Origin of the sequence: Streptomyces sp. NPDC097619 (assembly GCF_040302735.1) — a bacterium.
Classification (GTDB): Bacteria; Actinomycetota; Actinomycetes; order Streptomycetales; family Streptomycetaceae; genus Streptomyces.
The window spans coordinates 1-26589 of the sequence record NZ_JBEOSD010000116.1; the positions used below are offsets into that span (position 1 = coordinate 1).

Genomic DNA, 26589 nt, shown 5'->3' on the forward strand with positions numbered 1-26589 from the left:
GGGGGCCGTCCCCCCCGGCCGGATTCCTGGCGGTCCCCCCGGCACGGCCGGGGGAGGGTGCTCAGGCCCCGGCGGAGATCCGCGCGAGACGCTGGGCCTCCTCGCGGGTGGAGACCGCGATGGCCTCCTCGTCCGCGAAGAGCAGGCGGTTGTCCTCGACGATCTGCTTGCCGTTGACGAAGGACGCCGTCACCGGGGCGGCCGCGCCGAACACCAGGGCGGTGACCGGGTCGGCGATCGAGGAGTGCAGGAAGGTGCTCAGGTTCCACAGCACCAGGTCGGCGAGCTTGCCCGCCTCCAGGGAGCCGATGTTGTCGGCGCGGCCGAGGACCTGCGCGCCGCCGTAGGTGCCGAGGCGCAGGGCCTGGCGGGCGTTGAGCGCGCGCTCGCGGTGCACCGGGTTGAGGCGGTTGATGAGCAGGGCGTTGCGGAGCTCGGTGTGGAGCTCACCGGACTCGTTGGAGGCGGTGCCGTCCACGCCGAGGCCGACCGGGACGCCGGCGGCCAGCATGTCCGGGACGCGGGCGATGCCGGCGGCCAGACGGGCGTTGGAGGAGGGGCAGTGCGCCACACCGGTCTTGGTCCGGGCGAACGCGGCGATGTCGGAGTCGTTCATGTGGACGCTGTGCGCCATCCACACGTCCTCGCCGAGCCAGCCGGTGGACTCGAAGTAGTCCGTGGGGCCCATGCCGAAGAGCTCGTGGCAGAACTTCTCCTCTTCCACGGTCTCGCTGCCGTGGGTGTGGAGGCGCACGCCGAGGCGGCGGGCCAGCTCGGCACCCTGCTTGAGCAGTTCGGTGGAGACGGAGAAGGGGGAACAGGGGGCGACGGCGACCTGGGTCATCGCGTCGAAGGAGGCGTCGTGGTGCTTCTTGACGGTCTCCTCGGTGGCGGCGAGGGCGCCTTCGAGGGTCTCGACGGCGAAGTCCGGGGGCAGGCCGCCGTCCTTCTCGCTGCGGTCCATGGAGCCGCGGGCGAGGGTGAAGCGGACGCCCATCTCGGAGGCGGCGCGGATGATCGCGCCGGAGAGGTCGCCGGAGCCCTGGGGGAAGACGTAGTGGTGGTCCATGGCGGTGGTGACACCGCCGCGGGCCATCGCGGCCAGCGAGCCCTGGGCGGCCGAGTAGGCCATCTGCTCGTCGATGCGCGACCAGGTCGGGTACAGCGCGACGAGCCAGTTGAAGAGGTTGTGGTCGGTGGCCAGGCCACGGGTGATCCACTGGTAGAAGTGGTGGTGCGTGTTGACCAGACCGGGGGTCACGAGGTGCCCGGTGGCGTCGATGCGGCGTACGACGTTGTCGAGGTTCTCGGGGGCGTTGCCCGCGCCGATGGACTCGATCCGGTTGCCGGCGATGACGATGTGGCCCGAGGCGTACTCGGTGTCGTTGGCGTCGACCGTCGCGATGGCGCAGTTCTCGATGACGATGCGCTCGACCGCGCTGTCAGGGGCTGCCGGTGCTGCCATGGGACTTCCTCGTGCTTTCAGTGGCGGTGCGGGCACGGCAAGGCCCATGGGATTTGAGTGCCGGAGCCGGGGGCCTTGACAGCTGACAGTACTGCCGCCCCGTGTGATGCGTCCGGGTGCCGAATCAGGAAGTGGAATCGTGTTCCGAGCGCGTCCCGGGGCCACTGCGGAGCCCCGGGACGCGTGCGCGTCAGAGGTTGGTCATGTCCACCGGGATGCGCGCGTCGACGCCGTCCCGCAGGATCGTCGCCTCGATCAGACCGTAGGGACGGTCCGCGGCGAAGTAGACCTCGTTGTCGTTCTTGAGGCCGAAGGGCTCCAGGTCGACGAGGAAGTGGTGCTTGTTCGGGAGCGAGAAGCGGACCTCGTCGATCTCCGAACGGTGGTTGATGATCCGCGAACCCATCTGGTACAGGGTCTGCTGGAGGGAGAGGGAGTAGGTCTCCGCGAAGGCTTCCAGCATGTGCTTGCGGGTGGCCTCGTAGGACTTCTCCCAGTTGGGCATCCGCTGGTCGTCGTCGGTCCAGTTGAACCGCCAGCGACCCGACACCTGGGTGGCCAGGATGCGGTCGTACGCCTCCTGCAGGGTCGTGTACTTGTCCTTCACGTAACCCCAGAACTCGGAGTTCGTGGAGTTCATGACGACCAGGTCCTTGAGGCCGGAGATGACCTCCCAGTTCGTGCCGTCGTACGTGATCTGGGTGACGCGGGTCTCCTGGCCCTTGCGGACGAAGGAGTGCTTGACCTCGTCGGCACCGATGAACTTGGAGTTGGCGTCGGAGGTGGCGATCCGCTCCCAGCCGTACTCCTCGATGCGGATGCGCGCCCGGTGGATCGGCTCCTGGCTGTTGACGAACCAACGCGCCAGGTGGATGCCGAACTGCTCGGCGGACTCGATGCCGTACTCCTTGGCGAACGCGTACACCGTGTTCTTGGTGGTGTCCGTCGGGAGGACGTTGGCGTTCGAGCCGGAGTAGTGGACGTCGTCCATGTCGCCGGAGAGGGCGACCGAGACGTTCAGGTCCTTGATGTGGTGGGTGTCGCCGTCCCGCGTGATCTTGACGACGCGGTTCTCTGCTTTGCCGTACTGGTTCTGGCCGAGAATCGTGGGCATGTCTGCTAGCTCCCTCGGTAAACGGAGTAGCCGAACGGGTTGAGCAGCAGCGGTACGTGGTAGTGCTCACCCGGGGCGACCGCGAACGTGATGGTCACCTCGGGGAAGAACGCACCGCTGTCCCTTACGCGGGGGGCGTCCTGCTGCGCCTCGGCTTGCTTCTTGGAGAAGTACGTCTCGGTCTCGAAGTCGAGACGTACGTGGGTGGTGCCCTCCGGCAGGGCCGGCAGGTCCTTGCAGCGTCCGTCGGCGTCGGTGGCGGAACCTCCGAGCGCCGCCCAGTCGCCGTCGAGGCCGCTGCGGGCCGACAGGGCGATGGCGACGCCTTCGGCGGGGCGGCCGATGCTGGTGTCCAGGATGTGCGTGGACACGAACGCGGTGGTCTCGGTGCTCATGCGCTGTTCACTCTCCTTCTGCGAGTCGCGTCAGACGGATCCGGTTGATCTTGACGAGTTCCCCGCGGGCGATCTCCCGCTCGGTCTCGGCGTCGTTCTCGATGCGGATCCTGACGGCGTCCCGCATCTGCTCACCGGTGGCCCCGGTGGCGCAGATCAGGAAGACGTGACCGAACTTGTCCTGGTAGGCCAGGTTGAGTTCCAGCAGTTCGGCCTTCAGTTCCTCGGAGGCTCCGGCCATGCCGCGCTGTTCGCGGGCGGAGGTCGGGTCACCGGGCTTCGGCCGGCCGATCGGCGGGTGGCCCTCCATCGCCTCTCCCAGGTCCGCGGCGGTGAGCTCGGCCATGGCGGCGTCGCTCGCGGCGAACAGGGCGTCGACGGTGGCGTACGGGCGCTGGGCGAGCAGCTTGCTCCCCCACGCCGAACTGGCGCACACCTCGTGCAGTTCGGCCGAGGCCGCACTGTCGTCCAAGGTGTTGAACCGGGTGAGACCCGGGGTCGGACTCGAAGTCACGGGAAGCCTCCGTGGCCTTGTTGCTTACGGGCTGGGAGTAGCTAACGCCTTCGACAACATCGCGTCAACACTTTGTTGAAACTTCCCGTACACAAAAGCCGCCGCCCGGTCGAATCGGGCGGCGGCTCGTCACCGTCGGTGAGTCGGCACTCACCCTTGGCTGTTCTTGTTGGGATTTTCCCTGTTCAGGTAGTTGTACACCGTGAATCGGCTGACGCCGAGGGCGCCCGCGACGGTCTCCACGCCGTGCCGCACGGAGAAGGCGCCGCGCGCCTCCAGTATGCGCACCACGTCCTGCTTGGCCTTCCGGTCCAGCTGCGCGAGCGGTATGCCGTGCCGCCGTTCCAGCGCGGCCAGGATGTGGTCCAGGGAGTCGGAGAGCTGGGGCAGCCGCACCGCGAGCAGGTCCCGCCCCTCCCAGGCCAGCACCACGTCGTCCGGCCCGGCGGCCGCGGGCTCCATCAGCTCGCCGCCCATGGCGTCCACCAGCGGCTTGACCGCGGCGACGAAGGGGTGGTCGCGGGGTTCGGTCATCGCTCGCCCTCCGGGAGCACGTTCACCTGGAGCGAGACCCGGGTGGCCCCGGAGCCCAGCGCGTCGCGCAGCAGGTCGGCCACGGCGGCCAGCACCTCTTCGGACCCGCCCTCGGCGGTGTTGCCGAAGGGGCCCACGTCCACGGCGTCCAGCTGGGCCTTCTGGATGACCTCGCGGGCGGCCACGGCGTGGGCGGGAGCCTCTTCGAGGTCGAAGGGCTCGGTCGTGAACTCCACTCTCAATCGCACTCCGTCACGCTACCCCGCCGTACCGATTTCCCGGCAGCCCCCACTTGACATCCACGCGGGGGCCCATGCAACCTTCCATCAAGCAGAAAACAACTTCCGCAATACGGAAGGAGCGCACACCCCTCATGGGATACACGGACCAGCGCTTCGATGTGAACCTGTCGATCCTCTTCACGGAACTCCCGCTCCTGGAGCGCCCCGCGGCCGCCGCCGCGGCGGGCTTCACCGCGGTCGAGCTGTGGTGGCCCTGGATCGAGACCCCCACTCCGGCACAGGAGGAGCTCGACGCCCTCAAGAAGGCTCTTGAGGACGCCGGCACCCAGCTGGTGGGGCTGAACTTCTACGCCGGGCAGCTGCCCGGACCCGACCGCGGCGCGGTCTCCGTTCCCGGTGAGGAGTCGGAGCGCTTCCGCGCCAACATCGACGTGGCCGCGGACTTCGCCGCCTCGGTGGGTTGCAAGGCACTCAACGCGCTGTACGGCAACCGCGTCGAGGGCGTGGACCCGGCCGTCCAGGACGAGCTCGCCCTGGAGAACCTGGTCGTCGCGGCCCGCGCCGCCGACCGGGTGGGCGCGATCCTGCTGATCGAGACCCTGAACAAGCCCGAGTCCCCGCTCTACCCGCTGGTGAGCGCACCCTCCGCGATCGAGGTCGTGGACAAGGTGAACGAGGCCACGGGCCTGGGGAACGCCAAGTTCCTCCTCGACCTGTACCACCTGGCGATGAACGACGAGGACCTCTCCGAGGTCATCGAAAAGTACGCCGCCAAGACCGGGCACGTCCAGATCGCGGACAAGCCGGGCCGGGGCGCCCCGGGCACCGGCGAGCTGCCGCTGGAAGACCTCCTCGACCAGCTGCGCAAGGCCGGCTACCAGGGCTTCGTCGGCCTGGAGTACAAGGCCGCCGACGCCGCCGCCTCCTTCGCCTGGCTGCCCGCCGAGGCCCGCGCGGCCGAGTAGGTCCGGGCGAAAGTCCAGCCGCCGCCCGCACTTTTCGTACCAAGCTTCCAGAGCTTTCGAGCTGCAAGAGAAGGACCCTCGTCATCATGAGCACTCTCCCCAAGATCGCGTGGATCGGCCTCGGCATCATGGGTTCCCCCATGTCCGAGAACCTCCTGAAGGCCGGCTACTCGGTGACCGGCTTCACCCTGGAGCAGGACAAGCTGGAGCGCCTGGCCGCCGCCGGCGGCTCCGCCGCCGGCTCCATCGCGGAGGCCGTCAAGGACGCCGACGTGATCATCACGATGGTGCCCGCCTCCCCGCAGGTCGAGGCCATCTCCTACGGCCCCGAGGGCATCCTGGAGAACGCCAAGTCCGGCGCCCTGATCGTGGACATGTCCTCGATCACCCCGCAGACCTCGGTCGACCTGGCGAAGAACGCCAAGGAGAAGGGCATCCGCGTCATCGACGCCCCCGTCTCCGGCGGCGAGGCCGGCGCCATCGAGGCCGTCCTCTCCATCATGGTCGGCGGCGAGCAGGCCGACTTCGACGAGGCACTCCCGATCCTGGAGGCCCTCGGCAAGGTCATCGTGCTGTGCGGCCCGCACGGCTCCGGCCAGACGGTCAAGGCCGCCAACCAGCTCATCGTCGCGGTCAACATCCAGGCGTGCGCCGAGGCCGTGGTCTTCCTGGAGAAGTCCGGCGTGAACCTCCAGGCCGCCCTGGACGTCCTCAACGGCGGTCTGGCCGGCTCCACCGTGCTGACCCGCAAGAAGGACAACTTCCTGAACCGCGACTTCAAGCCCGGTTTCCGGATCGACCTGCACCACAAGGACATGGGCATCGTCACCGACGCCGCCCGCAACGTCGGCGCGGCCCTCCCGGTCGGCGCGGTCGTCGCCCAGCTGGTCGCCTCGCTGCGCGCGCAGGGCGACGGCGGCCTGGACCACTCGGCCCTGCTCCGCGCCGTCGAGCGCCTCTCCGGCGCGCAGGTCTGATCGGCCGCGCCCCCTCTCCCCTGACGGGGACCTGAGTTTCCGGACGGCACCGGCGCTGACAACCTGTCCTGTCGCGCCCAAGCGCCGGTGCCGTCCGGATCACCTCTCTCCATCTTTCTTCAACAAACTGTTGACGCTGCGATCGGCCTGAATTTAGGCTCATCCGCATGGCGGAAGACGCTTTCCGTCAGCAGCTCCCGTACGGAAGGTCACCATGTCGAAGCGCGTGCTCACGACCGAGTCCGGCGCCCCGGTCGCCGACAACCAGAACTCCGCCACCGCCGGCGTCGGTGGCCCGCTCCTCATCCAGGACCAGCAGCTCCTGGAGAAGCTCGCCCGCTTCAACCGCGAGCGCATCCCGGAGCGCGTCGTGCACGCCCGCGGTTCCGCCGCGTACGGCTACTTCGAGGTGACCGACGACGTCACCGCCTGGACCTCGGCGAAGTTCCTGAACGAGGTCGGCAAGAAGACCGAGACCTTCCTGCGCTTCTCCACCGTCGCCGACTCCCTCGGTGGCGCGGACGCCGTCCGCGACCCGCGCGGCTTCGCGCTGAAGTTCTACACCGAGGACGGCAACTACGACCTCGTCGGCAACAACACCCCGGTGTTCTTCATCAAGGACCCGATCAAGTTCCCCGACTTCATCCACTCCCAGAAGCGCGACCCCTTCACGGGCAAGCAGGAGGCGGACAACGTCTGGGACTTCTGGGCCCACGCCCCCGAGGCCACGCACCAGATCACCTGGCTGATGGGCGACCGCGGCATCCCGGCCTCCTACCGCCACATGAACGGCTACGGCTCCCACACCTACCAGTGGACCAACGCCCAGGGCGAGGCCTTCTTCGTCAAGTACCACTTCAAGACGAACCAGGGCATCCGCAGCCTCTCCTCGGAGCAGGGCGCCGAGCTCGTCGGCAAGGACGCGAACTCGCACCAGACCGACCTGCTCCAGGCCATCGAGCGCGGCGTGAACCCGTCCTGGACCCTCTACGTCCAGGTCATGCCCGCCGCCGAGGCCGCGGACTACCGCTTCAACCCGTTCGACCTCACCAAGGTGTGGCCGCACGCGGACTACCCGCTCCAGCGCGTGGGCCGTCTGGTCCTCGACCGCAACCCGGAGAACGTCTTCGCCGAGGTCGAGCAGTCCGCCTTCTCCCCGAACAACTTCGTCCCGGGCATCACCGCCTCCCCGGACAAGATGCTCCAGGGCCGCCTCTTCGCCTACGCGGACGCCCAGCGCTACCGCCTCGGCGTCAACCACACCCTGCTGCCGGTGAACGCCCCCAAGGCCACCACCGCGCAGAACTACGGCCGCGACGGCGCCATGGCGCTCCGCAACGGCTCGCGCCACGACAAGAACTACGAGCCCAACTCGCACCTGGGCCCGGCCGAGACCGGTGACGCCCTCGGCGCCCCGCTCGCGGTGTCCGGCTACACCGGCACCCACGTCGCGCCCGCCCACACCAAGGACGACGACTTCTTCCAGGCCGGCGAGCTCTTCCGCCTGATGTCGGAAGAGGAGAAGCAGCGTCTGGTGGCGAACATCGCCGGTGGCCTGTCCCAGGTCTCCCGCGAGGACGTCATCGAGAAGAACCTGGCTCACTTCCACGCCGCCGACGCCGACTACGGCAAGCGCGTCGAGGAGGCCGTCCGCGCCCTGCGCGAGGACTGAGCCCACTGAACGCGCCGGGGGCCTGACGGGAGGTCGGGCCCCGGGTGCCAGCCCGCTGCCGCGGACCCGGATGAGGGGTGGTTCACGGCGATGGGCAGGACGAGGACCGCGGTGGCGTCGAGCCAGTGCGGTGGTAAAGGCTCCGAGGCGCGTCCCTTGACCTGAGGGGGACGCCAACCGGAGGGCCTGTCGACACCACCGCGGTCCCAGCCGCACGTCTCTCCCCTTATATAGAGGACGGGGCAACGCACAGAGCCCTTGTCCCCTATATAGGGGAGAACACCTCCCCCACAGACTCCGCCCGGCGGTGCGAACGTCCTGTCGCGCCAGCCTCGCCCCGTCGGGCGGTCAAGCCACACCCGCGGTGACACCACCGCACCAGCACCACCCCAGGCCAGAGCGCCGGGTCACGGACGGTCCCGTGACCCGGCGCTTTGTCGTGTCCGCGGGACGGCACGGGCGGGTCGCGTCCGGGGGCGGGGCAGGCGAGCAGGCGGGCAGGCGGGCAGGCGGGCAGGCGGGCAGGCGGGGTGGACGCGGCTCGCACGGCACGGTGTCCCGGCGTACGGCCCCTCCTGCACGGCCTTTCCGGGCGACCCTTCCCGCACGGCCCTACAGCCCTCCTGTACCGCCCTCCCGCACGGCCCTGGAGAGCGCGCGTGCACCGCCCCCACGGCGGGAGGGCCCGCGTGCCGCAGGCGGCCGGTCCCGAATCCCGCTCCCGCTCCCCGAGAGGAGACCGCGTCCCGGGTCCCGCGCACGGGGGCGGGTCCGGCTTCCCCGTCCGCGTACGGGGCCCGCACGGACCCCTCGGAGTACCGCCCCCACCCACCGCACCGCGTCCCGTACCGCACCCGAACCCCGCCCCCGCCGAAACCGACGCACCAGGAAGGGGCAAGGGAACGGGGAGCGGGAGGGGAGAAGGGGAGCCGGGAGAGGCGAACGCGAAACGGCCCCCGTCCCTCCTCCAGGAGGGGACGGGGGCCGTCCGGTGTGCGTGGAGCCCGCGGGGAGCCGGCTCGGAGCCGGATCAGACCTGCAGGGCCTTGATGGCGGTCGGCGCGTGGCCGGGCTCGGTGGCGAGCTCCTCGAACTCGGTCACGTCGCTCATGTCGACCGTCTTGCTCATCGCGATGTTGGTGATGCGCTCCAGGATCGCCTCGACGACGACCGGGACCTGGAACTCCTGCGCGAGCTTCTTCGCCTGCTCCAGGGCCTCGCCCAGCTTCTCCGGGTCGGTGACGCGGATCGCCTTGACGCCCAGGCCCTCGGCGACCTTGACGTGGTCCACGCCGTAGGCACCGATCTCGGGGGTGTTGATGTTCTCGAACTCGAGGTTGACCTCGAAGTTGATGCCCAGACCGCCCTGCGCCTGACGGATCAGGCCCAGGTAGGCGTTGTTCACGAGGACGTGGACGTAGGGGACCTTGTGCTGGGCGGCGACCGCCAGCTCCTCGATCATGAACTGGAAGTCGTAGTCACCGGACAGGGCGACGACCGGGACGTCCGGCTGCGCGGTGGCGGCGCCGATGGCGGCCGGGATCGTCCAGCCGAGCGGGCCGGCCTGGCCGCAGTTGATCCAGTGGCGCGGCTTGTACACGTGCAGGAACTGCGCGGCGGCGATCTGCGAGAGGCCGATGGTGGTGACGTAGCGCGTCTCCGGGCCGAAGGCCTTGTTCATCTCCTCGTACACGCGCTGCGGCTTCATCGGGATGTTCTCGAAGTGCGTGCGGCGCTGCAGGGTGGCCTTGCGCTCCTGCGCCGAGGCGGCCCAGGCGGTGAAGTCGGGGAGCTTGCCCGCGGCCTTCCACTCCTTGGCGATCTCGATGAAGAGCTCCAGGGCGGCCTTGGCGTCGGAGGCGATGCCGAAGTCCGGGGCGAAGATCTTGCCGAGCTGGGTGGGCTCGATGTCCACGTGGACGAACTTGCGGCCCTTGGTGTACGCCTCCAGGTTGTAGCCCGTGTGGCGGTTGGCCCAGCGGTTGCCGATGCCGATGACGGTGTCGGACTCCAGGAAGGTCGCGTTGCCGTAGCGGTGCGCCGTCTGGACGCCGACCATGCCCGCGGCCAGCTCGTGGTCGTCCGGGATGGTGCCCCAGCCCATCAGGGTGGAGATGACCGGGACGCCCGTCAGCTCGGCGAACTCGACCAGCAGGTCGGAGGCGTCGGCGTTGATGATGCCGCCACCGGCGACGATCAGCGGACGCTCGGCCTCCAGCAGGAAGCCCAGGGCCTTCTCGGCCTGCGCGCGGGTCGCGGTCGGCTTGTAGACCGGCAGCGGCTCGTAGGTCTCCGGGTCGAACTCGATCTCGGTCAGCTGGACGTCGATCGGCAGGTCGATGAGGACCGGGCCGGGACGGCCGGAGCGCATCAGGTGGAAGGCCTGCTGGAAGACGCCCGGGACCTGCGCGGCCTCCAGGACGGTGGTCGCGGCCTTCGTGACCGGCTTGGCGATCGAGGCGATGTCGACGGCCTGGAAGTCCTCCTTGTGGAGCTTCGAGACCGGAGCCTGGCCGGTGATGCACAGGATCGGGATGGAGTCCGCGATCGCGGAGTACAGGCCGGTGATCATGTCGGTGCCGGCGGGGCCGGAGGTACCGATGCAGACACCGATGTTCCCGGCCTGGGCGCGGGTGTAGCCCTCGGCCATGTGGGAGGCGCCCTCGACGTGGCGGGCGAGCGTGTGGTTGATGCCGCCGACGTTCTTGAGCTCGCGGTAGAAGGGGTTGATCGCGGCGCCGGGCACACCGAACGCCTGATCGATTCCTTCGCGCTTGAGGATCTCCACGGCCGCGGCGGCGGCGGTCATACGAGGCATCGGTACTCCTGCGATCAGCTTGTTTCCGCCATACGGAATTCTTGTTCTGCTATGCGAAACAACTTAGGAGGCGTCTTCGCGTACGTCAAGACGGATCCGCAGTACGGAAGCCACCAAAAGGCGTGTTCGGTACTGTCAGTTGCACAGAAAATCCGGGACGCTCGTGTCCTGGTGCGCTCACTCTTCGTACGCGCACGGACGCACCGGGCGACCGGAGGTACGGGAGGGAAGTCATGGCCGAGGTCTTTCCGGTGCGCTGCCCGTCCTGCGGGCGGCACAACGCCTACGCACCGCCCGCGTTCCCCTGCTCCTGCGGCAGCCCCGTGGCGCTGCCCCTGGACGTCACCGCACCCCCGCAGCCCCTGTCGCGAAGGAGCTGGTCGGACGGCTGGGTGACCGCCCGCTGCGCGGCCTGCGGCCGACGCGGCGAGTGGCCCGTTCCCGAGGTGGGCTGCTCCTGCGGCACGGTCGCCCGGATCCCCGTCCTGCCCGCGGAACCGCGGTCCGGGTCAGGCACCGGCGCCTCCGGTGCGGGGACCGCCCGCGCCGGGGAGGGCTCCGCGTACGGCTGCCCCGTCGGCCGGGCCGACCGGCTCACCTGGTCCGACGGGGTCGACGGGCACGGGGGCGGAGGCGAGGCCGGCGGGGCGGTCGGCGGAGACGGCGGGAACGGGAGCGGGCACGGGAACGGATCCGGGGCGACGACCGGCGCGGAGCGGGGCGCCTTCCGTCCGGTGACGATCCGGACCGCCTGGGACGCCGCGGCCACCGCCGCCCGCTACCTGCGCTGGCTCGGCTTCCCCGACGTCCGGCTCCCCGGGGCACGGCCCGCCCCGACCGGCCCGGTGGACCTGCGGGCCCCCGGCCTGGTGGCCATGGTGGACCCGACCACCGCCCCCGCCGACCTGCGGGCCGTGGAATGCCTGTGGCTGACCGGGCTGACCCTGTCGCTGAACAGCGTGTACTTCGCCCTGGCCGGCTACACCGAGGAGGCCCGCGGCGGCGCCGCCGAGCTGGGCATGCCGCTGTTCGTGATGGACCTCACCGGGGTGCCCCAGCCGGTGAACGGCCCCGCGGACGGACTCGTCGCCTCGGGGGCCTAAGGTCGGAGGGAGCCACGCCCGTTTCTGCCGAGGAGTACGTTGTGAGCAGCCTCTACGACATTCCGCTGACCACCCTGTCCGACGAGCCCACCAGCCTCGCGCCGTTCAAGGGCAAGGCGGTCCTGGTGGTGAACACGGCCTCGCAGTGCGGTCTCACCCCGCAGTACTCCGGTCTGGCCCGGCTCCAGTTCGCGTACGAGAAGCGCGGCTTCACCGTCCTCGGGGTGCCCTGCAACCAGTTCGGCGGGCAGGAGCCCGGCACCGCCGACGACATCCAGACCTTCTGCGCGGCGGGCTTCGGGGTGACCTTCCCGATGCTGGAGAAGAGCGAGGTCAACGGCGAGAACCGACACCCCCTCTTCGTCGAGCTGGTCAAGCACGCCGACGCGGACGGCGAGGCCGGTGACGTCCAGTGGAACTTCGAGAAGTTCCTGATCTCCCCCACCGGCGAGGTCGTCAACCGCTTCCGTCCGCGCACCGAGCCCGAGGCCCCCGAGGTCATCGCCGCCATCGAGGCGGTCCTCCCGGCCTGACCGGGCGCGGGGCGGGCACCCGGGCGGGGCGGGGAGGCACCGGTCTCCCCGCCCCGCTCCGCTCAGTTCACCTGCCGGTCCCGGCCCTCCCAGTAGGGCTCGCGGAGCAGGAACTTCTGGATCTTCCCGGTGGCGGTCCGCGGGATCGACCCGCGGAACTCCACCGTGGTCGGCGCCTTGTACCCGGCCATCCGCTCCTTGCAGTGCGCGATGATCTCCGCCTCGTCGGCGCTCTCACCCTCCGCGAGCACCACCAGGGCCTTGATGGTCTCGCCCCACTTCTCGTCCGGCACCCCGATGACGGCCACCTCCGCGACCGCCGGGTGGCTGAAGATCGTGTCCTCGACCTCGATCGAGGAGACGTTCTCCCCGCCCGTGATGATCACGTCCTTCTTGCGGTCGGAGATCGTCAGGTGCCCGTCCTCCGGGTCGAGGGTGCCGCCGTCCCCCGTGTGGAACCAGCCGTCGACGAGCGCGTCCGCGGTCTCCTCCGGCTTCTCCCAGTAGCCGTCGAGGACGGTGTTGGAGCGGGCCAGCACCTCTCCCGACGGGGCCACCCGCAGCTTCACCCCGAGGGCCGGCAGGCCGGCCCGGGTGAGCTTGCGGGCCCGTTCCTCCGCGGGCAGCCCGGCGTCCTCCGGGCGGATCCGGTTGAAGGTGAGCAGCGGGGAGGTCTCGGTGAGGCCGTAGATCTGGGTGAACTCCCAGCCCAGCTCCTCGCCCACCCGCCGGATGGTCCGGGTGGGCGGCGGGGCGCCCGCGCAGACGATCCGGACCCGGTCCCGGCCGGGCACCTCGCCCTCCCAGGCGGCGGCCGCGTCGAGGACGGCGTTCCACACCGCGGGCGCCCCGCACATCAGGGTGACCCCGTGCTCCTCCACCCTGCGCAGGATCTCCGCCCCGTCCACCTTGCGCAGCACCACCTGCTTCACCCCGAGGCCGGCCATCACGTACGGCATGCCCCAGCCGTTGCAGTGGAACATGGGCAGGGTGTGGAGGTACACGTCCCGTTCCCAGACCCGGGTGTGCAGGCCGAAGGTGAGCCCGTTCACCCAGATGTTGCGGTGGGTGAGCCGCACCCCCTTGGGGCGGGCCGTGGTGCCGGAGGTGTAGTTCACGGTGGCCGTGGCGTCCTCGTCGGGACGCGACCAGGGGCGCGGCTCCACCCCGAAGCGCATCAGGGCCGTCTCCGTCTCCTCCCCGAGGACGAAGCGGTGCCGGGTGCGGACCCCGGCGAGGGCCGCGTCCACCTCCGGATCGAGCAGCAGGACCTCGGCCCCGCTCTGCCGGACGACGTACTCCACCTCCTCCGGCTTCAACCGGAAGTTGACGGGGACGCAGATCCGGCCGCTCATCGGCACCGCGAACAGCAGCTCCAGCATCCGCGCCGAGTTGTGGCTGACCACCGCCACCCGCGCGCCCTCCGGCACCCCGAGCGCGTCGAATCCGGCCTGCCAGGCCCGGACCCGCTCGGCGAGCCGGCCGTACGTACTGTCCGGCACGGTCGGAGCGGGCTGGTCGGGCTCGTCCACCACTCCGGGGCTGCGGGCGAAGCCCAGCTCGGCCCGGTCCAGGAAGTCCGCGACGGTCATCGGAATCCGCACTGCTCACTCCTTCGTCCAGCACGCTGATCACCAGCATCGTGCCGGGCCGGAGGCCCCTCCCACCAGTGGGGCGTCAGCCGGTGATCGTCCCGAAGCGGACCGCCCGCCCGGGCGCCGTCGTCAGCTCGGCGAGCAGGCGCTCCGCCTCCTCCTCCAGCTCCCGGCGCTGCCCGCGGGTGACCTGCCCGAAGGGCTCCACGACCAGCTCGGCCCGGTCCCGCTCCTCGGTGAGGCGCCAGACCCCGGCCAGCCGACCGTCCAGGAGGAAGGTGCAGTACGCCTGGTTCCCCTTCCAGGTACGGCCCTTCAGCTCGGCGGGCACGATCCGGGACCGGTCCGCGTGCGAGAGCAGGAGGTTGTCGAACTCGGGCAGGAACCGCGCCGGTGCCGGGACGTCCTCCCCGGGCCGGGGCGCCTCCGGGAGGTCGAAGAGCTCGGTACCGGCCTCGTCCCGCAACACCAGCAGCTTCGGCCGCAACCGCTCGAAGGCGGTCCGCAGCCTGGTGAGTCCCGACCAGGTCTGCATGTCGCGCACGGAGGCGGGGCCGAAGGCGGCGAGGTAGCGCAGCACGGTCGCGTCGAGGAGGGAGTCGGCGGGGGTGTCCGTGGGGGCGGAGGCGTCGGCCGGGTCGCCGGCGGTGTCCTCGGCCAGCCAGGTGTCGAGGGTGGTGAGTCGGACCTGGCCGGAGCGGCCCCACAGACCGCGCGGGGTCACCTGCACCAACGGCAGCAGGCACCGCGCGGCCACCGACAGCGCCGCCGGTTCGGCCTCGGGCCAGCGCACGAGCAGCGCCTCCCGGAGCTCGCCCATGGTCCGCGGCCGTTCCTCGACGAGCTCCCGACTGATCCGGGCCAGCAGCTCCAGGTCCACACCGACCAGTCCCTTGCGGAACTGCTGCACCTCCCGGTCCCGCGGCGCCTGCACCAGGGTGCGGAGCAGCCGGGCGTCCCGGGCGGTGTGGGTGTGGATGGTGGAGCGCATGGTCACCATCCGCACCGCCGCCCGGGATTCCATCAGCCCGGACAACTCCTCCGGCCGGAAGCCGTCCAGCCGGGACCACAGCGCGAAGTAGGGCGGCCTGACGTTCTGTGCCTGTAGCCCCAGCAGGTGTTCCAGCGCCGCACCGGCGTCCATCGGGGCCCGCTCCAGCAACAGCTGGCGGGCCAGGGTCGCGCGCCCCAGGGCGCGGGGGCTCATGATCGCGTCTTCCGTCCGGTGCTCCATGCGCCCACGCTATCGACCGATGCGGTCGACTCCTGTCCGCAATCGCGGATCGCGCCCCAGGCACCCGGCACCACGGCGAACCGGAACCCCGGGCATCCATTTCGTCCGTATATCCTGCCCCGAGTACGAAACGCCCGTTCGACCCGCCGCACCGGCACGCTCGCCCCCCTCGCCCCGCACCCCGCAGCCCTCGCACCCGACCGGGAGTCGTCCTCGATGCCGGAGAGCAACGGTCACCGCTCCACGCCCCCGCCCCGCCGGCACGCCTGGCGCCGTCCGACCCCGCCGCCCGCGGACCGCACCCCGCCCGCCGCCGGCGCCCCGGAGCCGACTCCGCCGGCCGCCCCGGAGAGCGAACCGCGGAGCGTGGTCGAGGCGGCCGTGTACCGGGACGGCCGGCGCGCCGCCTCCCCCGCCACGCTGGCCGAGACCTTCCGCCTGCTGCGCGAGACGCCCGAGGGCATGGCCTGGATCGGTCTGCACCGCCCCACCGAATCCGAACTCCACTCCCTGGCAGCCGAGTTCAACCTCCATCCGCTGGCCGTCGAGGACGCCCTCGAAGCCCACCAGCGGCCCAAGCTGGAGCGCTACGGCGACACCCTCTTCGTGGTCCTGCGCGCGGCCCGCTACCTGGACGCCCCGGAGGAGGTGGACTTCGGCGAACTCCACCTCTTCGTGGGCCCCGACTTCCTGATCACCGTCCGGCACGCCGCGGCCCCCGACCTCTCCGCGGTCCGCCGCCGCATGGAGGAGGCCCCCGAACTCCTGGCCCTCGGGCCCGAGGCCGTGCTCTACGCCATCCTCGACGCCGTGGTCGACGGCTACGCCCCCGTGGTCGAGGGCGTCCAGAACGACATCGACGAGATCGAGACGGAGGTCTTCCGCGGCGACCCGGAGGTCTCCCGCCGCATCTACGAACTGTCCAGGGAAATGGTGGAGTTCCAGCGCGCCACGCGTCCCCTGGTCGGCATGCTGCACGCACTGATGGCGGGATTCGCCAAATACGGCACGGACGAGGAGCTCCAGCGCTACCTCCGCGACGTGGCCGACCACGTGACGCACACCAGCGAACGCGTGGACGGATTCCGCCAGGCCCTCACCGAAATCCTCACGGTGAACGCCACCCTGGTCACCCAACAACAGAACGCCGAAATGCGCGCCCTGGCCGAAGCCGGTTTCGAACAGAACGAAGAAATCAAGAAGATCTCCGCCTGGGCCGCGATCCTCTTTGCGCCCACACTCGTCGGCACCATCTACGGAATGAATTTCGAGGACATGCCGGAGCTGAAATGGGCCGCCGGCTACCCCTTCGCAGTCGGCTTGATGGGGATGGTTTGCGTCAGTTTGTACGTAATCTTCAAGCGGCGGGATTGGCTGTAGGCCGCGTCTTTCCCTTTTCCCGCGGCGGGGAGGAATGTGCGGCCGCACCCCCGACACGAATCCCGACACGAATCCCCGACCGGGAATTGCCCGGAGCCTTCCCCCGGAGGCCGCGGGTCCGGATGCGGGCCGGAGAGCGAACCCGGCGACCCCGCCCGGCGCGAACCCCCCGCCGCCTCAGGCTTCCCCGTCGATCACGCCGCCACACCCGCGGCCGACGCGCCCACAGCGATCGAGTTCCGGCCACCCTGCCCGAACGACCCTTGTCCTGGATCCCCTTGGCTGATAAGGCCGCACGACTCCCCCGATTCGAGGTGGAGTTCCGCACCCCCCGGCTCGCCGTTCCCGCCCGCCCGGCACCGCCGGAGCGAGCGCCGCGCGCGATGTGCAGAATTCACACTCTCCTCGTGAAGAAGTACTTGACAGATCAACGACGAGAGGGGGGGCGGGGGTTGATACGGGGCCACGACGGACCATGTCAACCCCCCACCGTGACAACCGGGTTGAGAGGAAGTGAAGCCCCGGCCGGCGTCAGGAGGACCATGGATCCGGTGATAACATCCCCGCATCTGTGATCTTGATCTGTTTTCACGCAGATACCGAATGTGATCGGCGTCACATTCTCCGCACGACACGCAGATGAACGATGCCGATCAGCTGTGTTGCGGGGCCTCGCGAGGCGAATCTGCAGCCGTCCGCACGACATGCGCGAAAGGTTTCCATGAATCGAGACGCACTTGTGTGGTGCTTGGTTGCGGTGGCGGCGATATCCGTCGTCGCGATCGTGGCACTCGTCGCCCGCAACAGAGCGCTGGGGGCGAAGAAGGAGCACGCGGAGGCCGAACTGAGGCACCAGCTCCGCGCCGCGGACGGTCAGCTGCACGCGTCGCGCGCCGAGTTGCAGGGCTTCCGGGACGCGCAGGAGGCCACGATCCGCGAGGCCAAGGAAGCCGCGGAGGAGAACACCAAGGCCGTCCTCAAGGGCGCCGCCAGCCTCCTCCAGAGCCTCGCCGCCGAACAGACCACCCTGCTGGACGGCATCCAGCGCAAGTACGGCGGACACCCCGTCCTCAGCGACCTGTTGGACGTCAACCACGCCAACGCCCAGATGGCGCGCAAGGCCCAGGGCATCGCCGTCATGTGCGGCGCCCCGCTCGGCCGTCGCAACCGTGCCGCCAGCGTCTACGACGTCGTGCGCAGCGCCCAGGGGCAGATCCGCAACTTCCACCGGGTCGCGATCATGCAGCAGACCAGTCTGGCGCTGAAGGCGTCCGCCGTCGCGCCCGTCGCCCTCGCCGTCGCGGAACTGCTCGACAACGCCGCCAGCTTCTCGCAGCACGACGCACCGATCGAGGTGACGTTCCAGCGCGTCCAGAGCAACCTGTGCATCGTCATCGACGACGCCGGCGTCAGCATGAACGACGAGGAGCGGCAGCGGGCGACCGCGCTGCTCTCCGGAGAAATCGCCCCCCGCCTGTCGCAGCTCGGCACGCAGCCGAAGTTCGGCTTCCCGGTCATCGGCCTGATCGCCCGTCAGCACGGCTTCAAGGTCGACGTCACCGGAGTCTCGCGATACGGCGGCGTCAGGGCGGTCGTCCTCCTGCCCGAGGAGTTGTGGACCATGGAGGAGACCCCGCTCGCGCCGGTCGCCCAGGAGGCCCCGGTCAGCGACATCCGGCGCGCCGGCGAGAACCGGCCCCAGGGCGTGACCTCGCGCACGACGCACGGGCTGCCCAAGCGCGGCGCGCGGCAGTCGCCCATCACGATCCTTCCCGATCCCGAGTCCGACACCGCCGCACCGGCGCCGCGGACCGCCGGGGAGACGGGCCGCTCCTCCGGGCGCAGCCTGGGGGCCTTCCAGCGCGGCACCCTCTCCGGCCGCAATCTCGACGCCACCTCGTTCGAAGGGCCCGAAGAGGCATGACCGCAGACCTGTCGTGGATGCTCGAGGACATCGTGCACAACGTGCCCCGCGCACGGCACGCCGTCCTGCTGTCCGCGGACGGCCTTCCCCGCGGCGCGACGGAAGGGCTCGCCGAGGCGGACGTGCGCACCATCTCCGCGGCCATGGCCGGGATGCAGTCCCTCAGCCGGGCGACGGCCCACTTCGCCGGGCCGGAGGAGGACCGGGAGTGGAACCAGACCATCATCGAGTTCTCGCACGGCTGGAGCTTCCTCATCGGGGCGGGGCAGGGCTCCTACCTGGCGGCCGCGGCCGCGCCCGACGTGGACATGCAGCAGATCTCCTTTCGGATGCACCGCCTGGTCGCCCGCCTGGGCAACAACCTCACCTCGCCGCCGCGTGTGGGTCCCGAGGACGCCGGACGCCGACGCTCCGGCTCCCCCCGGCAGCCGGGATCCGGTGACGCGGGGTTCGTCCTGGGCGCCCTCGACCGGGTGGTGGCGGAGGTCGCGGGGGCGCGCCACGCCGTGCTGCTGGGATCGGACGGACTCCCCCGCGGGGCCACCGACGGCATGAGCCGCGACCTCGCGGACACGGTCTCCGCGGCCATGACGGGCATCCACGCCTACAGCCGCGTCACCTCCCAGTTCGCGGGGGCCGTCGAGGACGCCCAATGGCGCCAGACGGTCATCGAGTTCCAACACGGCTGGATCTTCCTGATCGCGGCCGGCCCGGACGCCCTCCTGGCCGCGGCCGCCGAGCACGACTGCGACATCGAACAGTTCACGACGCGACTGCATGAGGTGGTGCCCGCGCTGACCGCCGCGGCGACACCGGGCAAGGGGACGGAACGTGGCTGACGAACTCGGACGCGACGAAGACCTGGAACTGACGTCACCGTTAGTCCCCCTCTTCGTGATCACGAACGGACGGGCCCTGCCCCCGGACCACGAGTACGAGCACACGACGCTCGTGACCGCGGCCGCGGACAACGGGCAGGCCGCGGCGCGCACCCTGTCCCCGGAAGCGGGGCAGGTCCTGGACCTGGTCGCGAACGGCTTCCTGTCCGTGGCCGAGGTGGCGGGGCACACGCACCTGCCGCTGGGCGTCGTCCGCATCCTGCTGGCGCAGTTGGAGGAGGACCGGCTCATCCTCGCGAGGACGCCGATCCCGCGCGCCGAACGCGTCGACCGGGAACTGGTCAGCGCCGTGCTCGAGGGCCTCAAGAATCGATTCGGAGCGTAGCCCGTGTATTTGGATCCAGGTGTCTCCCATGCGGTGAAGATCCTCATCGTGGGGCACTTCGGGGTCGGCAAGACCACCTGCATCGGCAGTCTCTCCGAGATCAGCCCGCTGCGGACCGAGGAGGAGATCACCGAAGCCAGCGTGGGCTTCGACGACCTCTCGGGCACGCCCGACAAGAAGACGACCACCGTGGCCATGGACTTCGGCCGGCTCACCCTGAGCGACACCCTGGTCCTCTACCTCTTCGGCACCCCGGGCCAGGAACGCTTCAAGGAGATGTGGGAGGAGCTCTCCCGGGGCGCCCTCGGCGCGCTGATCCTCGTCGACCCGGAGCGGCTGCACGAGTCCTTCGCCGTCCTGGACCTCGTGGAGCGCTTCGGCCTGACGTACGCCATCGCCGTGAACCACTTCGACGGCACCACGCACTACCCGCTCGACGAGGTGCGCGAGGCGCTCAACCTCACCGCCGAGACCCCCGTCGTGGAGTGCGACGTCCGCGACGAGCACTCCTCGGCCCAGGCCCTCATCCGCCTCGTGCAACACCTCATGTCCCAACTCGGCTAGGAGCGCAGGAATGCAACAGCCACGTGACCCCCACGAGATACCCCCCGGCTGCCCCGCGCACGGGAACGTCCAGCTGTACGGTCCCGCCTTCGGAGCCGACCCCGACAGCCACTACGCACAGCTGCGGCAGTACGGCCCCACCGCCACCGTGGACATCGCCCCCGAGGTCGAGGCCGAGCTCGTCACGAGCTACGACGCCGCCCTGTACGTCCTGCAGAACCCCGCCTCGTTCGTGCGCGACTCCCGCCGCTGGAACGCCCTCAACGAGGGGCGCGTCCCGGCCGACAGCCCGGCCCTGCCCATGATGGGCTACCGCCCCAACGCGCTCTTCAGCGACGGCGCCGCCCACGCCCGACTGCGGCGGGCCGTCACCGACAGCCTCGCCACGGTCAACGAGCACCAGCTCATCCGGCAGACCCAGCAGTCCGCCAACTACCTGATCAGCCGGTTCAGCACCGACATCCGCGGCCAGGCGGAGCTGATGGCCGAGTACGCCCAGCCGCTGCCCCTGCTGGTCTTCAGCGACCTGTTCGGCTGCCCGCCCGAGATCGGTGACCGCGTGATCGCCGGCATCAGCGGCATCTTCGAGGGGACTCCCGGGGCCGACGTGGTGCTCGGCGGCGCGCTCACCGAGCTGATCGCCCTCAAGCGGCGGCGTCCGACGGACGACCTCACGACGCGCCTGATGGACCACCCGGCACAGCTGACCGACGAGGAGCTGCTGCACCAGCTCGTCACCCTGCTCTCCGGTGGCACCGCGCCGCTGGCCGCCACCATCGGCACCAGCAGCGCCCTGTACCTCGGGGAGGACTGGCAGGTCGGGCTCCCGGTGGAGGACGCGGTCTCCCAGACCCTCTGGAACTACGCGCCGATCGCCAACTACGCCGCGCACTACCCGACGCACGACGTCGAGCTCGGCGGCAAGGTGGTCCGGGCCAACGATCCGGTCCTCGTGTCGTTCGCCGCCGCCAACACCGACCCGCGACTGACCGAGCACCGCGAACAGCTCAGCGCGAAGGCGCACTTGGCGTTCGGTGCGGGCCCGCACGCCTGCCCGGCCAAGGACCCGGCCTTCATGATCGCCGTGACCGCCGTCGAGACGCTGCTCAACCAGCTCCACGACGTCGAGCTGCGGGTCCCGTTCAAGGCGCTCACCTGGGCGCCCAGCCCGTGGAGCCGCACGCTGGTCACCCTGCCGATCCGCTTCACCCCGAGGGCCGTCCCCCGGGCCTCCGAGTCGTCCGGCGCGGAGGCGGGACGGGTCGCGCCGCAGCAGGCGACCGCTCCCTCGCCGTCCTCCGCCGGGCCCTCCCGCGCCGGCACCGCCGCCGCCCCGCAGTCCAAGGGAGGTCTTTTCAGCCGCTTCCTGGCCTGGACCCGGGGTGAGTGAGGTGAGTGTGATTCTTGTAACTCGCTGAGTACTCAGTGGTAATGGATGCCCCAAGGAGCGCGAGGGTAGGCATGGCGGCTGGTTCTCAGAAAGGAGCCGCCGCCATGGGGGTTGCCACCATTCCGTCGTGTGACCGCCGGGCGTCCGCCTCGCTCTTCTCCCGTCTGCGGACGGCCGGAGGACAGGCCGACCCCTTCCCGATCTACACCGAACTCCTCGCACGGGGAGAGGTGGTGCCCGCTCCTTGGGGCGGCTACGCCGTGACGGGCTTCGCCGCCTGCGACAGCGTGTTGCGCAGTCGCCGGTGGCTGGAGCCCGACCGGGCGTGGCGGGAGCGGCAGGGGGCGGGGACGCGCTGGAACGCCCCCTCCTCGCGCGAGATGAGCCACACGCTCGCGGCGCTCAACGCACCGCAGCACACCCGGGTGCGGCGGGCGGCGGGCTCCTTCGACCGGGGCACGGTCGAGCGCATGGGCCGCTCCGTGCACCGGACCGTGGATCGGCTCCTCGACTCCGCCGCGGAGCGAATACGCACCGGCGAGGCGGACTTCTCGGCGCTCGTGTGCGAGGAGCTGCCGGTCGCCACCATCGGGGAATGGCTCGGGCTGCCACGAGCGGACTGGTCCCGACTCAGACAGTTGACGCACGATCAGGTCTTCACTCAGGAGCTGCTGCCGTCGGCCAGCCAACTGGCCCTCTCCGACGCGGCCACGGCGGAGCTCCGGACCTACTTCACGGCCCTGGTGGGCGAACGGCGTTCCCGCCCCGGCGACGACCCCGTCACCCGGTGGATCCGGTCCTGGGACGCGATCGAGCCCGACCGGGACAAGGCCGACGAAGGCGTCTACCACCTGGTGCTCTTCGTCCTGCTGGCCGCGCTGGAGACCACCGCGACCCTCCTCTCCGCCATGACGCTCCGGCTCGTCGAGAGCCCGGACCGCTGGGACATGGTCGCCTCCGACCCGGAGCTCGTGCCCGGGTTCGTCGAGGAGACCCTCCGCTACGACCCGCCCACCCACGTGATCAGCAGGGTGGCCCCCGAGGACACCGTGCTGGGGGGCATCGGGATCCGCCGCGACGAGATGGTCCACCTCATGATCGGAGCGGCCCACCGGGACCCGGCCCGGCACAAGGACCCGGACCGGTTCGACCCCCGACGCGCCCCTGACCACCTCGCGTTCAGCGGTGGCGTCCACTACTGCCTCGGCGCGCCGCTGGCCCGCCTCGAAGCGCAGGTCCTGCTGAGCCGGATGACCCGCCGCCTGCCCCGTCTCACCCTCGTACGCCCCCCGTCGATGGCGCCCCGTGTGGCGTTCCGTCGCCTGCTGAACCTGGACGTCGCACCCGCATGAACGATTCTTCCGCCGCCCCCCTCCCCGCGCACGCCCGCTCCCGCGCGGTGCCCAAGGCGATCCGCACCGAGCAGGACGGCCCCGTCCTGCACGTCGGCCTCAACCCCTGGGGCCGGGGCGACACGCTCGACGCGGCGGTCCTCGACGATCTGCTCGCCCTGCTCGACGACCTCCACGAGAGACCCGACGTCCGCGTCCTGACACTGTCGTCACTGGGTGCGGACTTCTGTCTCGGCGCCGACCGCCACGAGTACCAGGAGGCCCTGACCGCCGACCCGTCCGGGGTGGCCCTGCGGCGCATCGCCGACAAGGCGCACCGCCTGTGCCAGGCCCTGGAGAACACCCACGCGGTCACCATCGCCCGGCTGCACGGGCGGGTCGTCGGCGCGGGGCTCGCCCTCGCCGCCTACTGCGATCTGCGCGCCGGCGCCGACACCAGCCGCTTCCGCATGCCCGAGGTCGGCATCGGACTGCCACCGGCCTGGGGCGGGGCGATGGGCCGCCTGGTGTCCGAGGTCGGAGCCTCTCGGATCCGTGAACTCATGCTCACCTGCGACGTGTTCGACGCGGACACGGCCCACCGCATCGGCCTGCTGCACCGGACCGCCCCGCTCGACCGGCTGGACCAGGTGGTCGACTCCTGGATCAGGCCCCTCGTCCGCCGCTCTCCGGAAGCGCTCGTGCTCACCAAACGCATGCTGGCCGGCTACGCGCGGGCGGACCGCACGGCGGACGTCTCGCTGCTCGACTCCCACCTCCTGGCGGCCTCCCTCGGCCGGCACGCCAGGGGCTGAGCCTCAGCGAGCGGTACGACGGGCGCGTTCCAGGGCGGTGACGTCGGGGAGCCAGGGGCCGTGCCCGTCGAGGGCGGCGCAACCGCCCCGGGTGAAGGCGGCCACCAGCAGGCGGTAGCCCTCGATCCCGTCGGCCAGGCAGTACTCCACCCGGTACCGCGGCTCCGCACCGGCACGGCCCTCCCCGACGGTGGTGATGCGGGCGAGGGAGTCCGCGTAGAAGTGGACCTGGACGCCCTCGCCCCGCTCCTCGTCCTCGATGGTGAAGACCTCGTTGTCGCCGGCGGCGTGGTCGGCCACGAAGTCCCAGAACGCGGCGGTGGCGGTGCGGGGGCCGCCGCGGCGCCACTTCAGCTCCCGGCCCTTGTCGTCGGTGAACGTCAGGGCCGCCTTGCCGTCGGGGCCGGTCTCCCCCTCGTCCTCCCGCGGGGCGTTCCGGGCGCGGTGCGCGGCCTCCGAGCAGAGCAGGACGGCCACCGTGCGGACCGCGTCGTCGGCGAGGACGGGGTGGGCGCGACGGAGGGCCGTCTCGGCGGTCGCCTGCATGCGCTCCCAGGCCCGCTTGTCGGTGGCGCGTCGGCCCCGTCGTGGGTCGAGGCCGATCCGCAGGTCCGCGCAGGCCCGTTCCGCGATGGCGACGACGGCCAGGACCTCGGGCAGCAGGGCGGGTGCGACGGCGTCGGGGAGGCGGCGGGGAACGGTCGCCCCGTGCGCGTACCGGCCCGTGTACGTCAGGAGCGCGGTGTCGAGGGGGCCGAGGACCACCCCGCGTTCGGCACGGCGGCGGCCGGCCCGGTACTCCTGGGCGCGCCGATGGTTCGGCGTCTCCGTGGCGCCGCGCAGGGCGGCGTGGACCCGGCCCTCACGGAGGAGTCGGGTGTCGGCCCCGTGGGCGACGAGGCGGCCGGCGTCCCAGCGGACGCGCCGGAACAGCGCGTCGACCTCGGTGGGCGGGGCGAGGAGGATCGGGTCCAGGAGGGCGACGGCGGCCACCTCGTCCAACGCGCCCCCGGTCCCGGCGGCCTCGCACAGCGGGAGGACGGCGCTCCACAGCAGGAGGTGCCGGGGCAGGTCCCGCTCGATGACGGCGAGGTGGGCCGCCCCGATCGGGAAGGTGAAGGTGCGCGGCTCGTGGTTGGCGTCGGCACCGGCGCCGAGCATGAGCTTCAGCCGGCCCTCCCGACCCTGCGCGGCGGGCGCGCCGCGCACGCCGTCCGTGGCGGCCGTACCGGTCGCCGTGGCGGCTGTGCCGGTCGCGGCCGTGGTGGCCCCACCGTCCGCGTCGCGTTCGCGGATGACGCTCGGGATCCAGCCGCCGCGGGTGAAGACGGTCTCCCGCACGGGTCGTCCGGTCACGCCCACCGCCCGCACTCGGCTTCGAGGCGGGGCTCGGTACGGACGTGGACCTCGCCGGTCGGGGCGTCGGCCGGGGCCTCGACCCGTTCGAGGCCGAGGAAGTCGATCAGCGCGAGCAGGGTGGCCCGCTCGGCCCGGTCCTCGTCGGCCCCGCGCGAGTCGAAGAAGACGTGGTACCGGCCGGTGGGATCCACGAAGCCCGAGTCCGCCCAGAGCCGGCCGACCTCCCCGAACGCCGCGGCCTCCGTGGTGAACGTGGCGGCGCGGGCCGCGCCGCGGGCCTCGGGCGAGGCGCCGGCCGGGTCGGTCGGGTCGGTCGGGTCGGTGGTCCACGGACCGAAGTGCTCGAGGCCCGTGTGGCCGTTCTCGAAGAACAGCATCGCGCCCGTGAGGCAGCGGGCGGCCCGGCCGACGTGGAGGTGGTCGGCGCGGGACGGTCCCGCCTCCGCGATCCGCGATATCAGGCCCCGGGCCGGTACGAGGACCAGCCTCTGGCCCGCCGGTTCGTCGTGGACGGTGAACGAGGCGGCCCCGCTCCGCTCCCGGAAGAAGTCGGAGAACGCCTCGTACGCCTCCTGCGCGTCGGCCACGGTCACGCGCCGGTCGTCGCCGTCACCGGCGGCGAAGAGGAACTGTTTCGGTCCGGGGCGATAGGGGCGGGCCATGTGCGTCCTTCGTTCGCGGGCGAGCGGCCCCACCACCCTAGACCGACCCCCATGGCCGGAAACAGCCGCCCGACGCGGGCGAACGCGAGGTCCGATTTCCGCCGGCCCGGAGGCGGTCGGGCCGGGGAGGGTGGGGGCATGAGCGAGTACAGGGTGCTACCCATCGAAGAGTCCGCCCTCGCGGAACTGCGGGTCGTGGACGACGCCGGGCGCGCGTGCGTGCCCTACACCGCCGGGGACGAGGCCGCCGGATCCCCGCTGCGGTGCTGCCTGCGCCCGGTACGGACCGGGGACCGCATCGCGCTGGTGGCGTACGCGCCGTTGCGGCGCTGGGCGGCGCGCAGCGGGGCGGAGCCCGGGGCGTACGACGAGCAGGGGCCGGTGTTCGTCCACGCCGAGCGGTGCGGCGGCTACGTGCCCGGCCCCGGCTACCCCTTCGACCGGGCCGGGGCGCTGCGCACCCTGCGGCGGTACGACGCCCGCGGTCGGATCGCGGGCGGCCGGCTGCTGGAGGTCCCGGCCGGGGCGACGGCCGCTTTCGACGCGGCCCTCGACGAGGCGTTCGCCGACCCCGCCGTGACTCTGGTGCACGTCAGGGCGGTGGAGTACGGCTGCTTCCAGTTCGAGGTCCGCCGCCCCGAGTCGACCCCGGGCACGGCGGGTTCCGTGGCGGGCGGCGGGCTCTAGGCAGTGTCTTCAAAGGGTCCTGATGGGGAATCATGCGTCGCATGGTGCGTCGTCATGAGCTGTCGGATCTTGAGTGGGAAGCGTTGTCCGTG

The 26589-nt window shown here is 71.2% G+C and carries 25 protein-coding genes; 14 read left to right on the top strand and 11 right to left on the bottom strand.

Annotated elements, in window-relative coordinates; genetic code table 11:
• Positions 1-61: 61 nt before the first annotated feature.
• The 6 genes from ABTZ17_RS26315 to ABTZ17_RS26340 all read right to left on the bottom strand — a co-directional run bounded on the left by ABTZ17_RS26315 (position 62) and on the right by ABTZ17_RS26340 (position 4270).
• Positions 62-1465 carry an 8-oxoguanine deaminase gene (locus ABTZ17_RS26315; RefSeq protein WP_352198193.1) on the bottom strand — a complete coding sequence of 468 codons (1404 nt, stop codon included), beginning with the start codon at positions 1463-1465 and terminating at the stop codon, positions 62-64.
• 190 nt (positions 1466-1655) lie between these two features.
• Complete coding sequence (gene pucL / locus ABTZ17_RS26320; protein WP_352198194.1) at positions 1656-2579, bottom strand: factor-independent urate hydroxylase; 924 nt, start codon at positions 2577-2579, stop codon at positions 1656-1658.
• A 5-nt stretch (positions 2580-2584) separates the two neighbouring features.
• Entirely contained in the window at positions 2585-2974 is a 390-nt protein-coding gene (gene uraH / locus ABTZ17_RS26325) for a hydroxyisourate hydrolase (RefSeq protein ID WP_352198195.1), read from the bottom strand.
• 7 nt (positions 2975-2981) lie between these two features.
• Positions 2982-3488: a 2-oxo-4-hydroxy-4-carboxy-5-ureidoimidazoline decarboxylase gene (gene uraD / locus ABTZ17_RS26330; RefSeq protein ID WP_352198196.1), complete on the bottom strand. Its 507-nt coding sequence runs from the start codon at positions 3486-3488 to the stop codon at positions 2982-2984.
• Positions 3489-3638: 150 nt separating this feature from the next.
• Entirely contained in the window at positions 3639-4022 is a 384-nt protein-coding gene (locus tag ABTZ17_RS26335) for a helix-turn-helix domain-containing protein (RefSeq protein ID WP_352198197.1), read from the bottom strand.
• Entirely contained in the window at positions 4019-4270 is a 252-nt protein-coding gene (locus tag ABTZ17_RS26340) for a YkoF family thiamine-binding protein (protein WP_352198198.1), read from the bottom strand. Before ABTZ17_RS26340 ends, ABTZ17_RS26335 begins: the two co-directional genes overlap by 4 nt.
• A gap of 125 nt (positions 4271-4395) precedes the next feature.
• Here ABTZ17_RS26340 and ABTZ17_RS26345 point away from each other — a divergent pair, with 125 nt between their 5' ends.
• From ABTZ17_RS26345 to ABTZ17_RS26355, 3 genes are all read left to right on the top strand, one after another.
• Positions 4396-5229, top strand: a complete 834-nt coding sequence (locus ABTZ17_RS26345; RefSeq protein ID WP_352198199.1) for a TIM barrel protein — start codon at positions 4396-4398, stop codon at positions 5227-5229.
• A gap of 86 nt (positions 5230-5315) precedes the next feature.
• A complete protein-coding gene (locus ABTZ17_RS26350) occupies positions 5316-6206 on the top strand; it encodes a 2-hydroxy-3-oxopropionate reductase (protein ID WP_352198200.1) in 891 nt (296 codons plus the stop codon).
• 214 nt (positions 6207-6420) lie between these two features.
• Positions 6421-7878: a catalase gene (locus ABTZ17_RS26355; RefSeq protein WP_352198201.1), complete on the top strand. Its 1458-nt coding sequence runs from the start codon at positions 6421-6423 to the stop codon at positions 7876-7878.
• Between the two features lie 1030 nt (positions 7879-8908).
• Here ABTZ17_RS26355 and gcl read toward each other — a convergent pair.
• Positions 8909-10696 carry a glyoxylate carboligase gene (gene gcl / locus ABTZ17_RS26360; RefSeq protein WP_352198202.1) on the bottom strand — a complete coding sequence of 596 codons (1788 nt, stop codon included), beginning with the start codon at positions 10694-10696 and terminating at the stop codon, positions 8909-8911.
• 233 nt (positions 10697-10929) lie between these two features.
• On the opposite strand from gcl, the gene ABTZ17_RS26365 reads away from it, so the two are divergent.
• Both ABTZ17_RS26365 and ABTZ17_RS26370 read left to right on the top strand, forming a co-directional pair.
• The gene (locus tag ABTZ17_RS26365; RefSeq protein ID WP_352198203.1) at positions 10930-11799 is read left to right on the top strand and encodes a hypothetical protein; all 870 of its coding nucleotides are present in this window, start codon (positions 10930-10932) and stop codon (positions 11797-11799) included.
• A 41-nt stretch (positions 11800-11840) separates the two neighbouring features.
• A complete protein-coding gene (locus ABTZ17_RS26370) occupies positions 11841-12332 on the top strand; it encodes a glutathione peroxidase (protein ID WP_352198204.1) in 492 nt (163 codons plus the stop codon).
• A gap of 62 nt (positions 12333-12394) precedes the next feature.
• Here ABTZ17_RS26370 and ABTZ17_RS26375 read toward each other — a convergent pair whose 3' ends face one another.
• Together ABTZ17_RS26375 and ABTZ17_RS26380 are read right to left on the bottom strand one after the other, a co-directional pair.
• Positions 12395-13936 (bottom strand): AMP-binding protein, encoded by a 1542-nt coding sequence (locus ABTZ17_RS26375; RefSeq protein ID WP_352198205.1) that lies wholly within the window; start codon positions 13934-13936, stop codon positions 12395-12397.
• A gap of 73 nt (positions 13937-14009) precedes the next feature.
• Positions 14010-15161, bottom strand: coding sequence for a winged helix DNA-binding domain-containing protein (locus ABTZ17_RS26380; protein WP_352198206.1), 1152 nt, complete (start codon positions 15159-15161; stop codon positions 14010-14012).
• A 216-nt stretch (positions 15162-15377) separates the two neighbouring features.
• On the opposite strand from ABTZ17_RS26380, the gene ABTZ17_RS26385 reads away from it, so the two are divergent.
• The 8 genes from ABTZ17_RS26385 to ABTZ17_RS26420 all read left to right on the top strand — a co-directional run bounded on the left by ABTZ17_RS26385 (position 15378) and on the right by ABTZ17_RS26420 (position 23789).
• On the top strand, positions 15378-16541 hold the full coding sequence (locus ABTZ17_RS26385) for a magnesium and cobalt transport protein CorA (RefSeq protein WP_352198207.1): 1164 nt from the start codon (positions 15378-15380) through the stop codon (positions 16539-16541).
• Positions 16542-17262: 721 nt separating this feature from the next.
• Positions 17263-18465 (top strand): ATP-binding protein, encoded by a 1203-nt coding sequence (locus ABTZ17_RS26390; protein ID WP_352198208.1) that lies wholly within the window; start codon positions 17263-17265, stop codon positions 18463-18465.
• Positions 18462-19304, top strand: coding sequence for a roadblock/LC7 domain-containing protein (locus tag ABTZ17_RS26395; RefSeq protein WP_352198209.1), 843 nt, complete (start codon positions 18462-18464; stop codon positions 19302-19304). The genes ABTZ17_RS26390 and ABTZ17_RS26395 overlap by 4 nt, the downstream gene beginning before the upstream one ends.
• Positions 19297-19689 (top strand): DUF742 domain-containing protein, encoded by a 393-nt coding sequence (locus tag ABTZ17_RS26400; RefSeq protein ID WP_352198210.1) that lies wholly within the window; start codon positions 19297-19299, stop codon positions 19687-19689. The genes ABTZ17_RS26395 and ABTZ17_RS26400 overlap by 8 nt, the downstream gene beginning before the upstream one ends.
• Positions 19690-19692: 3 nt before the next feature.
• On the top strand, positions 19693-20253 hold the full coding sequence (locus tag ABTZ17_RS26405; protein WP_352198211.1) for a GTP-binding protein: 561 nt from the start codon (positions 19693-19695) through the stop codon (positions 20251-20253).
• A 10-nt stretch (positions 20254-20263) separates the two neighbouring features.
• Positions 20264-21643, top strand: coding sequence for a cytochrome P450 family protein (locus ABTZ17_RS26410; protein ID WP_352198212.1), 1380 nt, complete (start codon positions 20264-20266; stop codon positions 21641-21643).
• A gap of 104 nt (positions 21644-21747) precedes the next feature.
• Positions 21748-22995 (top strand): cytochrome P450, encoded by a 1248-nt coding sequence (locus tag ABTZ17_RS26415; RefSeq protein ID WP_352198213.1) that lies wholly within the window; start codon positions 21748-21750, stop codon positions 22993-22995.
• Positions 22992-23789, top strand: coding sequence for an enoyl-CoA hydratase/isomerase family protein (locus ABTZ17_RS26420; RefSeq protein ID WP_352198214.1), 798 nt, complete (start codon positions 22992-22994; stop codon positions 23787-23789). The genes ABTZ17_RS26415 and ABTZ17_RS26420 overlap by 4 nt, the downstream gene beginning before the upstream one ends.
• A 3-nt stretch (positions 23790-23792) precedes the next feature.
• Here ABTZ17_RS26420 and ABTZ17_RS26425 read toward each other — a convergent pair whose 3' ends face one another.
• Positions 23793-24998 (bottom strand): DUF6357 family protein, encoded by a 1206-nt coding sequence (locus ABTZ17_RS26425; RefSeq protein WP_352198217.1) that lies wholly within the window; start codon positions 24996-24998, stop codon positions 23793-23795.
• A 143-nt stretch (positions 24999-25141) separates the two neighbouring features.
• On the bottom strand, positions 25142-25810 hold the full coding sequence (locus ABTZ17_RS26430; RefSeq protein ID WP_352198215.1) for a hypothetical protein: 669 nt from the start codon (positions 25808-25810) through the stop codon (positions 25142-25144).
• A 138-nt stretch (positions 25811-25948) separates the two neighbouring features.
• On the opposite strand from ABTZ17_RS26430, the gene ABTZ17_RS26435 reads away from it, so the two are divergent.
• Positions 25949-26497, top strand: coding sequence for a DUF1203 domain-containing protein (locus ABTZ17_RS26435; RefSeq protein ID WP_352198216.1), 549 nt, complete (start codon positions 25949-25951; stop codon positions 26495-26497).
• Positions 26498-26589 lie beyond the last annotated feature (92 nt).